This window comes from Rhodohalobacter mucosus (assembly GCF_003150675.1).
Lineage (GTDB): Bacteria > Bacteroidota > Rhodothermia > Balneolales > Balneolaceae > Rhodohalobacter > Rhodohalobacter mucosus.
On the sequence record NZ_QGGB01000009.1, the window covers coordinates 1 to 13626 of the forward strand.

At 45.5% G+C, this 13626-nt stretch carries 16 protein-coding genes and 1 pseudogene; all 17 read right to left on the bottom strand.

All coding sequences use genetic code 11. The annotated features are described in order from the left end of the window. Positions 1–205 precede the first annotated feature (205 nt). Entirely contained in the window at positions 206–994 is a 789-nt protein-coding gene (locus DDZ15_RS12810) for a DUF6090 family protein (protein ID WP_109647513.1), read from the bottom strand. 170 nt (positions 995–1164) lie between these two features. Next, the gene (locus tag DDZ15_RS12815; RefSeq protein WP_199222966.1) at positions 1165–1662 is read right to left on the bottom strand and encodes a YybH family protein; all 498 of its coding nucleotides are present in this window, start codon (positions 1660–1662) and stop codon (positions 1165–1167) included. Positions 1663–1708: 46 nt separating this feature from the next. After that, positions 1709–1897, bottom strand: coding sequence for a hypothetical protein (locus DDZ15_RS12820; protein ID WP_109647514.1), 189 nt, complete (start codon positions 1895–1897; stop codon positions 1709–1711). Between the two features lie 202 nt (positions 1898–2099). Beyond that, positions 2100–2408, bottom strand: coding sequence for a hypothetical protein (locus DDZ15_RS12825; protein WP_109647515.1), 309 nt, complete (start codon positions 2406–2408; stop codon positions 2100–2102). A gap of 39 nt (positions 2409–2447) precedes the next feature. Next, on the bottom strand, positions 2448–2858 hold the full coding sequence (locus tag DDZ15_RS12830) for a DUF6090 family protein (RefSeq protein ID WP_109647516.1): 411 nt from the start codon (positions 2856–2858) through the stop codon (positions 2448–2450). A gap of 57 nt (positions 2859–2915) precedes the next feature. After that, the gene (locus DDZ15_RS17125; RefSeq protein WP_479725184.1) at positions 2916–2990 is read right to left on the bottom strand and encodes a hypothetical protein; all 75 of its coding nucleotides are present in this window, start codon (positions 2988–2990) and stop codon (positions 2916–2918) included. Continuing rightward, positions 2959–3039, bottom strand: a pseudogene (locus DDZ15_RS17130) (hypothetical protein); the annotation flags it as partial. The pseudogene DDZ15_RS17130 and the gene DDZ15_RS17125, both read right to left, overlap by 32 nt. 68 nt (positions 3040–3107) lie before the next feature. Next, positions 3108–4445, bottom strand: a complete 1338-nt coding sequence (gene gdhA, locus DDZ15_RS12840; RefSeq protein ID WP_109647517.1) for an NADP-specific glutamate dehydrogenase — start codon at positions 4443–4445, stop codon at positions 3108–3110. A 184-nt stretch (positions 4446–4629) separates the two neighbouring features. Continuing rightward, positions 4630–5376 (bottom strand): DUF6090 family protein, encoded by a 747-nt coding sequence (locus DDZ15_RS12845; RefSeq protein WP_109647518.1) that lies wholly within the window; start codon positions 5374–5376, stop codon positions 4630–4632. 246 nt (positions 5377–5622) lie between these two features. Next, complete coding sequence (locus DDZ15_RS12850) at positions 5623–6366, bottom strand: DUF6090 family protein (protein WP_109647519.1); 744 nt, start codon at positions 6364–6366, stop codon at positions 5623–5625. A gap of 77 nt (positions 6367–6443) precedes the next feature. After that, positions 6444–7163 (bottom strand): DUF6090 family protein, encoded by a 720-nt coding sequence (locus DDZ15_RS12855; protein WP_146198586.1) that lies wholly within the window; start codon positions 7161–7163, stop codon positions 6444–6446. 38 nt (positions 7164–7201) lie between these two features. Continuing rightward, positions 7202–7915 carry a DUF6090 family protein gene (locus DDZ15_RS12860; RefSeq protein WP_109647521.1) on the bottom strand — a complete coding sequence of 238 codons (714 nt, stop codon included), beginning with the start codon at positions 7913–7915 and terminating at the stop codon, positions 7202–7204. A gap of 45 nt (positions 7916–7960) precedes the next feature. Continuing rightward, positions 7961–8722 carry a DUF6090 family protein gene (locus DDZ15_RS12865; protein ID WP_109647522.1) on the bottom strand — a complete coding sequence of 254 codons (762 nt, stop codon included), beginning with the start codon at positions 8720–8722 and terminating at the stop codon, positions 7961–7963. 95 nt (positions 8723–8817) lie between these two features. After that, positions 8818–11316 carry a CehA/McbA family metallohydrolase gene (locus DDZ15_RS12870; protein WP_199222967.1) on the bottom strand — a complete coding sequence of 833 codons (2499 nt, stop codon included), beginning with the start codon at positions 11314–11316 and terminating at the stop codon, positions 8818–8820. 77 nt (positions 11317–11393) lie between these two features. Beyond that, a complete protein-coding gene (locus tag DDZ15_RS12875) occupies positions 11394–12092 on the bottom strand; it encodes a DUF6090 family protein (protein WP_146198587.1) in 699 nt (232 codons plus the stop codon). Between the two features lie 35 nt (positions 12093–12127). Then, positions 12128–12832, bottom strand: a complete 705-nt coding sequence (locus tag DDZ15_RS12880) for a DUF6090 family protein (protein ID WP_109647524.1) — start codon at positions 12830–12832, stop codon at positions 12128–12130. 35 nt (positions 12833–12867) lie between these two features. Continuing rightward, positions 12868–13614: a DUF6090 family protein gene (locus tag DDZ15_RS12885; protein ID WP_109647525.1), complete on the bottom strand. Its 747-nt coding sequence runs from the start codon at positions 13612–13614 to the stop codon at positions 12868–12870. Positions 13615–13626 lie beyond the last annotated feature (12 nt).

The following is a 13626-nucleotide window of genomic DNA, read 5'->3' on the forward strand; positions in this document are numbered from 1 at the left end:
GATCAATTTGTCAAAGAGCTCAATCAGGGGTTACACCCTGATTATCGCGTCAACATTTGGTCGAAGTTAACTTCGACCAAAATGTTATATGTTAACTAAAAACGTCAACCATATTCAGGCATCTACAAGACGGGGTTTTGAAAGAATTTGGGTCTGGGTTGAATGGGAGTGAAGTGATGCAGGCGGCCAGCTTGATTTCATCCATTTACTCATCTAAAGTCTGGTTGATCATATCAATGATTCCTTCCGCTTTGGAGATCAAATTAATGGATTCATTCTTCGACAAATTCGCAAATATGACCTTCGTATGCAGAGTATTGATGAATTCGGGATTGCGAAGCAATGACTGGTAATCACTTTGTACGTACCTGGAAGGAACCAATCCTACCATCTCCTCATCTACCAGGCCAAACCGGTTATCCGGCATTTGATACTTTTCAATCATATTTGCCATTGATATGTATTTATGGGTAAATGGCCGAAATAAATCATCATGTATTATAACAGCGCGCGTTTCATCTTCAATCATATCTTCTGACTCTCTGGGCCAGGAAAGTAATTCAAGCTTTAGCTCATTGTCGGAAATCAAGTTAATTTTATTGGATGAAATTAGAGAACTCAGGCTGCCGGTCGGATCATTAAACGTAGGTGTATAGGATTGCCACATTAATAAGCTATCCAGCGTATCCTCGACAAACGGGCCATTTGCATTCGACAGGGAAATCAGGGAATCCGCGGATGATAAGGAATTATCCCTGAGACCATTCAGATAGTTTAATTGTGTAATAGCCTGATCAAATTCAGTACGAAGATTCACCAGGATCTGACGCTCTTCTGCTCGTTCCAGTCTGTAGATGTTCCAGTTGTTCACCTGCAGGGCGATAAGAATCCCGATCACGACCAGCAGGATTTCGCCGATGGCATAGAGCAGATACTTTGTAAAGGATCCCGAATCGATCAGTTTCTGGCGGATACGGCGGAAGAGGGTAATCATGGTAGTATTGAGTATTGAGTCATGAGTATTGAGTAATTAGTTAGGAGTTACTAGTGTTGAGTTGTAAGTAGAGAAATATCATTTTAATCGCCCATCGCCCATCGCCCATCGCCGATCTACTATTGACCATTGCCTATTGTCCCTCTGCCAGGACAATCCCACTACACCCGCTAATTCAGCGTGACAAAAAGCTGCGACTGGATTTTCCATTCACCCGATTTACGAATCCACTGAGCTGCGTAGTTGCCGTGAAATACGGAGGTTTCCCCGTTAATGTCATCTGCGTGATATCCATGCCATACACCTGCCTCCCATGCCAGACCACGTACATCATTTACAATAATCTCATCCGGTGTGCGGACCCAATACATCGGCTGTGCATCTGATGCGTCTGCAATATAGTCCCTGAGTTTATCTTTTCCGGATATCAGGGTTCCGTTGCCGGTGGTAATCAGAACGTCGTCGGTCAGAAATTCGGAGTTTGCTTCTTCATCGAGCGCTTTCAATGCGGCATTGGATGCTTCGCGAACAGCACGGATCTGTTGTTCACTCGACTGGGCTAAAATATTCTCAGCGGATACCGGGTTAATGAAAATCCAACAAAAAGCAGCTATGAAGACATGTCGTTTTTGGAAATACAATGATAAGCCCTCCAATGGTTCTTTCACTTTTTTAAACTAGGTTAGAGATCTTTTCAACATGAAATTATGACAATCAGTATGTCCCGTCTCCATCCACGTCTTTCTGAATGTGGTGCTCCAGCGCCTCCAGCGTTTTTCGGAGTAGTTTTCGTGTTTTACCCAGGTCCTGTTCCAGCTGCTCCACCCGGTCTTCCAGCGTTTTTGCTTTAGATCTTTGCTCTTCCAGCTCTTCCTGCTGCATCAATTCCCAGAATATCCCCATAGTGCTATCCTCCGATTAGGTTAGGTGAGTTAACAGAGCAGTTCTCACAAGCTGCACGTTCTGTATTGCTTTTTTTACCGTGTAGCCGATTCAAAGATAGCCTGATATGATTCAGATGCAACGTATTGATGAAAAAATGTTGGAATCAGGAAAAAGGATTTGAGGATATCTTTTTTTGAGAGCAGGGCAGAGGATGATAGTTTTATGGAGTTTTGATTTCCGATTGCACAAGTTCAATTACCTGATTCAGGGTATGGTCCAGTTCTTCGCGGATGGTTAGTACTTCGTATGTCAGGTCGAGCTTAACCCCCAGCAGGTTTCTGACGTTTTGTTTCTTCAGCAGGAGGCCGTAATCATTTTGGTTTCCGATTTCCAGACTGGTCAGATTCCTTTTAGCGGCCATAAGGGGAAGATAGTTCATCTCCTCTTCAACGATATCATCGATACGGATTTGGTGTACGGTAAGCCTGTCGCTGATCATAGATGCAAGCATCTGATTTCTGAGCTCCATCTCAGAAAGGCTGCTTCTCAAGCGGGGATTCGTAATCTTTCAGGTATTCCCAGAATTTTTCAGGTCTGCGTACGAAACGATGACCGGAATGTCGTGTGAAAGGTTCCAGAGTACTTCGAAAAAAAAGAGCTCCCGATTCGGGAGCTGAGAGATCCGGACAAGGGACTCTTCGCCTCCGAGAGCCAGCCGTAGCCTGTCGATGTTCTGTTTCTCCAGTTGTATAAACTGCTGCGACTGAATCCTGGCGAACTCCAGGTCCTCGAGGAGCTGTGCCAGAAGGGTCTGCTCCTCCGTGGCCGTTTTTCTGTTTTCATTCCAGTTGTTTACCTGCAAGGCGATGAGGATTCCGACCACAACAAGAAGGATCTCGCCGGTGGCGTAAAGCAGGTATTTGGTAAGAGATCCGGACTGAACCAGCTTTTCACGGATGCGGCGAAAGAGGGTAACCATGGATTAGTTTTGAGTTTTTAGTGTTGAGTTTTGAGTTGGATCAGAAAACAAACATTTTTAATCGTCCATCGTCCATCGTCCATCGTCCATCGTCCATCGTCCATCGTCCATCGTCCATCGTCCATCGTCCATCGTCCATCGTCCATCGTCCATCGTCCATCGTCCATCGCCCATCGCCCATCGCCCATCGCCCACCTGCCAACCACACGACCTGGTCGTTTAAAATACGCGAAATCTCCTAAACCGCGCTCAGATGGGTCCATAAGCCAGCATTGCATCCGCCAGTTTCACAAAACCGGCGATATTGGCGCCTTTGGAGTAGTCTATAATGCCGTTTCCGTTATCACCGTATTCTACGCATTTCTCATGAATGTCTTTCATAATGCTGTACAGTTTTTCATCTACTTTTTCGGCGGTCCATTTCATGCGCTGCCGGTTCTGCGAGATTTCAAGCCCGGACACCGACACACCACCCGCATTGGAGGCTTTGCCGGGACCGTACAGTACATCTGCATTTTTCAGGAGGTGAACGGCCTCATTGGTGCAGGGCATATTCGCGCCTTCGGCCAGCAGCATCAAACCGTTGTCAATAAGATTTTGTGCATCGTCTGCATTGAGCTCATTTTCCGTTGCACATGGAAACGCGAGGTCAGCCGGAATATGCCAGGGCTTGCCTCCGTCAAAATATTCACAGCTGTATTCATCGGTATATTCATGAATGCGGCCTCTTTTCACCTTCTTCAGCTCTTTGATGTAGGCCAGTTTTTCTTCAGTGATGCCATCTTTGTCGTAGATGGTTCCGGATGAATCGGACATGGTCAGGACTTTCAAACCTGACTGAATAGCCTTTTCAGCGGCATAAAGGGCTACATTGCCCGAGCCTGAGATCAGCACGGTTTTTCCCTCCATCGAATTGTCGTGATGGTTCAGCATATCCTGGGCAAAGTAGACCAGTCCATAGCCTGTCGCTTCCGTACGAATTGGTGACCCTCCGAAACTGACACCTTTACCGGTAAGCGTTCCCTCAAATATGTTATTGATCTTTTTGTAATTACCGAAAAGGTAGCTGATTTCCCTGTCGCCAACCCCTATATCGCCTGCAGGGATGTCGCGTTCATCTCCAATGTGGCGATGCAGCTCCGCCATAAAACTCTGACAAAACCGAAATACCTCTTCATTGCTTTTCCCTTTGGGATCAAAATTGGAGCCGCCCTTGGCGCCGCCCATGGGAAGTGTTGTGAGAGCATTTTTAAAGCACTGTTCAAATCCAAGAAATTTCAGGATGCCCTGATTTACCGTTGGATGAAACCGCAGACCGCCTTTGTAAGGGCCGATGGCATTGTTGAACTGTACTCTCCACGCGCGGTTTACATGAACATTTTTATCGTCATCCATCCACGTTACACGGAAACTGATAATACGGTCGGGTTCGCAAATACGTTCGAGAATAGCCGCTTTACCGTAATCGGGATTGTCATTCACAAAAGGAATTACATGATTCATAACCTCTTCAACAGCCTGATGATACTCGGTTTCAGCCGGATTCATTTCTCTGATCCGGTTCATAAAGTCATCTTTTGTATACATGGCATCTACGGTTAATTAGGTTAGAGATTTCAAGAATCTGTAGTTGTTTGTGATACAGAGTCTGCTGCAGGCCTTGTTGATTTATTTATTTAAACAATGTGAAATTAATGACTGATTTATTGGGTGATGTGATGCCAAAACCTCTTCCAATCATGGAAAGATTTTATTCATCTTATTCACCGTATTATTGACTATTCAGATAATTCTCAATGGCAGCTACCAGCAATTGATTCAGATTGAGTGCATCAGAGTAGCGATCGGCTAACCTCAAATTTGTAATCTCGTTTCTTCTCAGAATTGCTTCCAGCGATTTCAAACCAGTCGCATCAGAAATTACGATATCCTCAGGGTCTCCGATGGCATTTTCAACATAGATGAACAGCTCACGATTGTCATTAAAGAAACCATTTCTCCATAAGTCTGCTTCCATATTTTCACTGAAATTATTTAACCTGGTTTCATCAAAGGTAATCAGGTTAATCAAGTTCTGATATTCTGTCTCGAGATCAACAATCTGTGCTTCTTTGATGTTATTAAAATAACTATTGGATTCTGCTGACTGCTCGTTTTGAACTGAAGAGATGAATCTGCGTTCAACGGTTATTAAGAGCACGGTATCAACCAGCTCAATGCCTGGAATATTCAATACTCCTGATTCCAGAACGTTTGCACACAGAGCACTTGCCTCTTCCCGATACTCACGAAGATCCTGAAGCTTTCTTTGGTCTTCATAAAGATTATCCATTTTCTTAGTCAGATAGCTATTCAGCTCATTTTGCAGAATTCTATCCTCATTCCAGTTATTTACCTGCAGTGCGATCAGGATGCCGATTACTACCAGAAGGATCTCGCCGGTAGCATAAAGCAAATATTTTGGTACAGAGCCCGAGTCAATCAGTTTCTGGCGGATGCGTCGGAAGAGAGTTATCATGATAGTATTGAGTAGTGAGTCATGAGTATTGAGTAGGTAGTGTTGAGTGATTAGTTTTTAGTTGTGAGTTATCTGAAAAAGACAAACCATTCATCGGTCATCGGTCATCGGTCATCGGTCATCGGTCATCGGTCATCGGTCATCGGTCATCGGTCATCGGTCTTCGACCAAAATTTATCATCTGGTCTTCTAGCTGAGTAGATGCTTCGCAAACATCTGAACTTCTACTTCTTACGGCTTCCGAAATCAATCCTGCAAGTATTCATCAATAAGGGTATTCAACGAGTCCAGATCCGCTTTTTCCTGCTTATAAATGTCACCCATTACCATATTGTTATTCCAGATTTCGCTTAAATGATTGACAAGTACCGGATCCGTAAGAAAATCTTCTCGTTTTTCGGGGATAATGCCACTTACCGAATCATCGTAGATTAGGTATCTGGATATATCAAAATATTTTGATATGTATTCACTATATCTGCGTGAGGAGTATAGCGTTTCGTCTTCGAATTTTCTGATTTGATGAATTCGTTCATTCCATGATGCAAGAATGACCCGGATCTCTTCATCCTGTATAATATCCATCGATCCGGTATTCAGTATTTCCTGAATTCCTCCGTCGTTTAAAGAGATAAGGCTGTAGTCTCTGACATTGAAAAGAAGCGAGTCGATAAAAAGAGGCTCATACTGATCTTGCAGTTCATAAGAAAGAATAATAAAAAGGGTGTCAGCACTGTTTACAATCGATTCTGCATCATGAATAACGCGGTTCAGTTCGTCCTGCGAGAGCTCGATACTGGCCTTGATGCTGTTCAGGTAGTACCGTTCTTTGTCGAGGCTTTTCCGGTGTTCATTCCAGTTGTTCACCTGCAGGGCTATAAGGATTCCAATTACGACCAAGAGAATTTCCCCGATGGCGTAGAGGAGATATCGGCGAACATTCCAGTCACCAATCAGTTTCTGCCGGATGCGTCGAAATAAGGAGATCATGGTAGTATTGAGAAGTGAGTCATGAGTATTGAGTATTTAGATCCGTATGTGTTTAATCGCCAATCGACCATCGCCAATCACAAATCACCACGCTCCTCTTCCAGAAGTTGTAATACCTGCATATTCATCTCTCTCAGAGGCTCCAGTTCGGTTAAAACATCTGCTGTATAGGTTACCCTGTTTGAAATAAGGTTTTCATAGGTACGATCTTTAAAAATTTGCCAATAATTAGACTGGAAAGGACTTTCGCGAACCCCATATCCGGATGGATCGTGCATCAACACATCAGCGACCATGACATGATCATTCAGATAACTATTTATCCCGTTATAGTCCGCATTTGCACGATCTTGTTCTTCCCGGGCATCCAAAACCCGGTCTTCCCACGAAAAGAGCATGACTTTTAAGGAATCGTTTTTCAAGAGGTGAATATCCCCGGAGGAGATACTGCTTGCCAGAACGCCATTCAGCGGGTCAAATGTCCAACGGTAGCTGTTCTCATAAAGCAGCTGTCTTATTTCGTTTTGGGTGGATCCTTCACCGCCCACTAATATCAGCTCAAGGAGTCTTAATCCCGAATCATAGACCAACTGATGATAATATATTACTGTATTCAGTTGATCCAGGTTTTCGGCATATTCCGAATAAAGATCGTTGACCAGACGCTGATGCTTTTCAGCTTTCGCCCGGTTATCAAAGGCGGTATTGATTTGAATCGCAATTAATATTCCGATCACGACGAGAAGGATCTCTCCGATCGCGTAGAGCAGGTATGTACGTGCCTTATTCTGTTCCATAAGGGTTTTTCGGATTTGGCGGAAGAATCGAAGCATGCTTAGTCTTCAATATGATTCTGTAATTCATGCAGGTGACCAAGTGATGTATTGTAGAGTTCAAGTAAAGTTCGATTTTGATACATCCTTGCCACTAATAATGCTTCCAGTTTTTTATCTGAAAGAAACTGCTCAGCATCCATATTTACCGGATCTCTGGTGTCATCCTGGTAGATCTCCTGCAGCATTGGAAAGCTATTTCCGATTCCGTATAAATAGTTGTACTCATCAAATATATGTGGCTCCAGCTTTGTCTGTATATATGCGTTAGTAATCATGTCTCTTTCCTCAATGGCATCCACGGATCGGTAATATTTTGAAATCAAATTCTGTGATTCAATATCTAAAGCCCCGATCTCTCCGGTGTTTACCAACACGCTTAATGCGCTGTTTCTGGGTTTGAAGTTATATTCAAGCTGCAGCCGAATCATATCTTCATGCAGTACCCGCCGAACCGGCTCCAGTCTTTTCAATGTGTTGAGCAACCGCTGGATACTGATTTCATTTTGTTCAAAAATTCCGATCAAATTAGTGAGTAGTTCTTTGTCTTCATTCAGATCCTGCGACAACAAGCTCAAATGGTATGTAGCAGACTCTTTCAGTATCCGGTCTTCGTTCCAGTTACTGACTTGGATGGCAATGATAATACCCAGTACAACAAGGATAATTTCTCCCAGAGCATATAAAAGGTAGGTGCGAATTTTATTCTGTTCCATGAGAGCTTTTCGGATTTGACGGAAGAATCGAAGCATCGTGATTATTTAGTTACCGGACAATCTTGCAATTTCACTGTCCAGCAGCGGCAAGATATCATTTGACCTCTGTTCGGCTGCATTTAAGGGCCGGTAGCTCAGCCAGTAATTCTGATTTCTAAGGGTTTTCAAAAAATAATTGTATTCCTGGTCCTCTTTTAAAGCTTCATAATCGATGGGCACCATTTCACCCTGAACATATATTCCATCAACTATTCGGGAAGACCACATTTGGTCGAAATGTTTAATGAAAATATTCCTGGAAGCTTCTTCTAAAATATTTGTATACCTGTTTGGTAAACTCGTTCCATACCCTTCTGCGTAGCTGTAATAATCTACAATACTGTTCCGGAGTGAGTCATTACTGATCAGGTTGATATTGTTTGCCTTCAGAGCTTCATAGGCTGAATAGTCAAACTGCAGACCCCAGTCAGAAATGATATTTTGGAAGTGATATTTCAATGAATCCACATAGGGAAGATCTGCCTCCATGTGATTAATGATCGTTTCCATGGAATTCCGGGCAACCTCATTTCTTTCTCTGCTATCTTCCCGGTCATCAGCATCGTTTTCCAGACTGGCCTTCAGGCTATGGAGCATTTCCAGCTCCTGACTTCTCAGTTTACGGTCTTCGTTCCAGTTGTTGATCTGAAGGGCGATCAGGATACCGATTACGACCAGTAGAATCTCACCGATAGCATAAATTAAATAACGGCGGACATTTCCGTCGTCGATCAGTTTTTGCCGGATTTTTCTGAAGAGGGTGATCATTATAGTGTTGAGTGTTGAGTGTTTAGTTTTGAGTTTCTGATAAAATCCACTCTTTTAAGTCGCCAGTCGCCAGTCGCCAGTCGCCAGTCGCCAAGTCAGTCAATCATCTCCCTGAGCAACGCCCGTGCTTCATCAAATCGGGCCTGCATCCGGGGTGTCTCAACCTCTCCATATGCTTCGCGGGCTATCATCTCCGCTGCATTGATCGCGCGTATCAGGTCCCGGGCGGCATCTGAACGCGCTTGAGGATCTGTTGAACCGACCTCACCAATCCAGACAGGCGATGTATGCGCAAATGGTCGTGCATGCATGGTCGGCCAGGAATCTCCTCGCTGTTCACCGGCATAAGCCCTTGCTGCCATCCAGCCGCCATCGGGAAGATCGATGCTGCCGGTATAGGTTCGCGTCTCTCCGGCATCTACTCCACCCAGACGCTCCACAACGCTGCCATTGACGACAATCTGGAGTGAATCGATTTGGGTAGTGCTGGCCAGGGTTACCTGCCAGGTTTGGCTGCCGGAAGAGGTGACGTCACCGGGACGGGCGCCGTCGCCCAATTCCAGGATCAGTGCCGGACCTGTGGTCAGAAATCCTTTTCCGGCCGCTGCGGCTTCGATCACCGCATCCGTTGAAGTATCTGAATTTTCTGTCCGTACATAGTTCCGACCGGTTCCAACGGCCGGTGTTCTGTGGAAATCCACCCAGCCGTCCGTGCCCGACATGGCGGCAACCGGGCGGCCGATATTGAGCAGGCGATACCAGACGTGGGCGTTGCCTATCGGACTGGTCCAGGCGCAAACAAGCTCCAGCCCCATCCGCTCTTCCAATACTCCGTCTGAAATGAGCTCAAGCGGGATCGGCCCTTCGTGAAGATGGGTAAATGGGTCCTGATCCGAACCGATCGGGTGTACATAGGTGGCAAACGATCCGTGCTCATCCGCAAACTCAAACACATCTCCGTTGGTCAGATCCGGATCGCCCAGAGTCGGGTTATACGGACCAAAGAACCACGGTGCAAACGGAGTTTCAACATTGAGTAATCCGATATGTCCGTGAAAATGGGAGCGCACTTCCTGTCCCTGGTGCACGGTATGGCCGTCCTGAGTAGTTTCGAGCCCCAGAATGCCCCGGTCGATACGGCGTTCCCAGCGGTTCCACGACATCGGTGCCAGCTGATCCAGCGACTCACCCGCCATCAGGCGCAGCGCATTTTCGTGACTTGCACGGTGGTGACCGTCACCATTGAGATGAATATGGTGGTCGGCCGACACATACCCTTCAGCTGCCGCATCCCAGATTTCTGATAGAGCCAGGTTAGTCTCAGCGTTTTCGCCCGGTTCAACCAGAACCTGAATTTCAACGACCGGAGTCATGTGGCCGCGCGCTGCCAGCACCGTGTATCGTCCGGGCGGTAACATAAACTCTGAGCTTCCATCCACATAAAAGTAGGTTCGCCCGGTCTGTGGATCCACATAGGTTGCGTCTTCGGAAAATGAAACAGGATGCCCGTTATCGCGTGTTATGGAGACCCGGGCTGTAATAGGATCGCCATCAGAATTCTCCACAGATAGTAAAAGAGTACCAGTGGGCACGCCATAATCCCAGCTTGTTACTGTTACAGACTCCGGTGTGCCGCCGTATGTTGGGATTCGCATCAATTGGAACTGTCGGTTTTCATCCAGTTCGGTGTAGTAGATCTCACCGCCGTCGGCACTGAAAGAGGGTGTCATCGCGTATGGATGTCCATCTGTCAATCGATGGGTTACTCTCGGATCGTCCAGGTCCATCGTCCAGAGGTGGTAGTCATTGTCAATCGGTGCGCTGTAAACGATCAGCCGTTCGGTTGGGTATGTATCGGCAGACAGGTGATAGGTGAGTGTTTCTGAATGGGCAATCCGGTCATAGCCGGCTACAAAATTGCGTTCCCTTAAAACGCGATGAGCGCCGCTGCCGTGCAGGTAGAGAATACCTGAACCGTCAGCCAATCGACGGGTGTTCCGTACGACTTGGCTCAGTTCAGTCAACAGTTCGTCAGTGCCGGCTTCCAGATGACGCCTATACAACTCAAGGCTACCGTTTTGGCCTGAAGTATAAAACAGATATTGTCCGTCAGTAGAGAATTCCGGGTCCAGCTCAATCGCCGGCGTGTTGATGATCTGCTCATCTCCGCTGTCGAGTTCCAGAATCACAATCGACGTGTCATCCCCGTGGTCGCGGACAAATGTAAGAAGAGCCCCGTCTGCCGACCATCTGGGCCTGCCATCCACGCCGGATCCGTCAGTCAAACGTGTTGCTTCACCCTTTTCGAGATCCATCAGCCAGATCCACCCTTTGGAGGAAAATGCCAGTGTTTGTCCATCGGGAGCCGGCGCAGGGTCCGTAATGCCGTATGACAATACCGGAAGTTCATGCTGCTCCAGATAGACGTGGTGACCGAAATCGTCCAGTTTCGGATAGTGATGGGTCCACTGGGCATGTGCATCGGGTACCGCCAAAAGTCCCATTAGTACTGCAGTGACGATGCAGGCAAGGGCTTTATGAAATAAGGTTGGTTTTAAGACCGGTTTATGAATGGAGTGAAAAAATGAGAGCATATAGATTGAGATTGTTTATGGATGGAACCCGATGGTCAATCGTATTTGAGCGTTTATAAGGAAAAAGTTTCAGTTAATTATATCCTTATCGTTGTTAACAGATCTTCTATAATGGTGATGGATTCCAGATATTCATTTCTGAGCTGATATGCCGTGATCAGCTTGTCGTCTACATAGTTCTCAAACCTTAGATTCTCTAACAACTCTTTGTTATTAAAGCCAATTTTTGAGGGCTGTATGTTGCCAATACCTGCATATGAGTCAATATCTCTCAGGGAAGATTCATCCCGAAGAAAGCGGATCATCTCGTACGTACTGATTTTAAAGATGTCAACCAGCTCATTCAAATTTTCAAAATGACGTTCCCAGGCAAATAGCTTTGATTGAAGCTCCGAGTTGGACAGACGCGAAATGCTTCCCGAGTTTTTAAGATCGTTGAGAACGTAGGAACTGGGATTCCATGTCGGGTTTGTAAGGGAAAGCGAGATCAGGCTGTCAATGTTTGTCTCATCAGGAATCTCATCAAGCAGCGTCAGGTCCATTAATACCTCCATATTATGAATGGTCGTATCCAGCCGGGCAATATCGAATTTCAGCTCCTTCAGGTTATCCGAAAACTCGCTGTGAAGGGCAGCCACTGTTTGCTGCTCCTGATTGAGAGCGATTCTGTTCTCATTCCAATTATTCACCTGCAGTGCAATAAGAATCCCGATAACAACCAAAAGTATCTCGCCGATTGCGTAGAGGAGATAGGTGCGGACTTTGTTCTGTTCCATAAGTGATTTTCTTATATGCCGAAAAAAGCGAAGCATTAAGGTTTATCCTCCAACATAGCCACCGTTTGCCGGTTTAGTTCATTCACCTCATTCATGTCCTGAAGAGTGATTCGGTAATAATTCCTTTTACCTGTACCGACGTTATTGAACTTTGACGTTAAATCGTCAAAGTCCGGATCTATCCATTTGCGATCAAAAACGGGACCCGATTTGAATGTTGCAAAGGGTATCTGCAGCGGATAGCTTTTATTGAATTCAGAGATTGCATCCAGATAGAGCTGCTCATAGTTCTGATTGGTTCTTAGAATGTCGGATTGCTTTGTGGCTAGTTGGTATAGAATGGTTCGCTGTGCTTCTGAAAGGAAATTGATATTGCCGCTCGAAAGAGCTGTCCTGTAACTGTTGTCGTTGAACCCTTCAAAGTTTAGATGAAATGGCGAAAACTCGTCTTTGATGAGCCTTATGACTTCATCTTCCGTGACCTCCGGGTCGATCAATTGAAGCTGAAGGGAGTCATATATTTCAATTTCTCTTTTAATTCGAGTTATAAATGTATCAATCGATGCAATGTCACTATGCAGATCCTTGACAATAGAAGATCTGACTTCCATCGCAATCGCTTCTTCTTTCCTCTCTTCATTCCAATTATTCACCTGCAGGGCGATCAATATCCCAATTACAACCAGTAGAATCTCGCCGATGGCGTAGAGGAGATAGGTGCGGACTTTGTTCTGTTCCATAAGCTGTTTTCGAAGTTGGCGAAAGAAGCGAAGCATTATCCTGTAACCCGTTCGATTTCATCCAATAGTCTGATGAGCTTCTCCTGTATGGATTGTTGATAGTTTAAATAGAGACCAACCATCTCAAGCTTAAGGGTCAGCATGTTCCATAACTCCAGGTCACCGGCAAACTGAGTATAATCGATCTGCGGTCCTCCCTCTACCAGAAGATCCTGATAGCGATCAAGAGCTACGGATTGGTAGTTAAAGCGCCGAATCATATAGGGTTCAATGGTTTGGTTATACTGATTATTCACAGCTTCGTTGATATTTCTATGGCGTTCAAACCACCAGCTTAGCTCCTGAAAAGAGTGCTTCAGTGGTGAATCTTCAACGGTTGTCAGCAATTCACTGTCCAGAAACTCGTATAATACAGGGTATGAATGGGTGATAATCCAGGCAGTTCCAAGGGCACCCAGAGTTGATTCAAGAAGTTGCAGAGAATCGGGGTCAGATGTATTCAACAGTTGAAGACTGCGCCGGTTCAGGTCAGCCAGCTCCTGCTGTGCCGCGATATATCTTTCCAGCTGAGGTAAACTGGCGGATATTTCCTGATGAATCTGTTCATAATACCCGTTCAGTTTGTTTTTCAGCACTCTCTCTTCATTCCAGTTGTTCACCTGCAATGCGATCAGGATACCGATGACTACCAGAAGGATCTCACCGAATGCATAAAGCAGGAATTTAGTAGCGGAGCCTGAGTCAATCAGTTTCTGGCGGATGCGGCGGAAGAGGGTAACCATGGATTAGTTTTG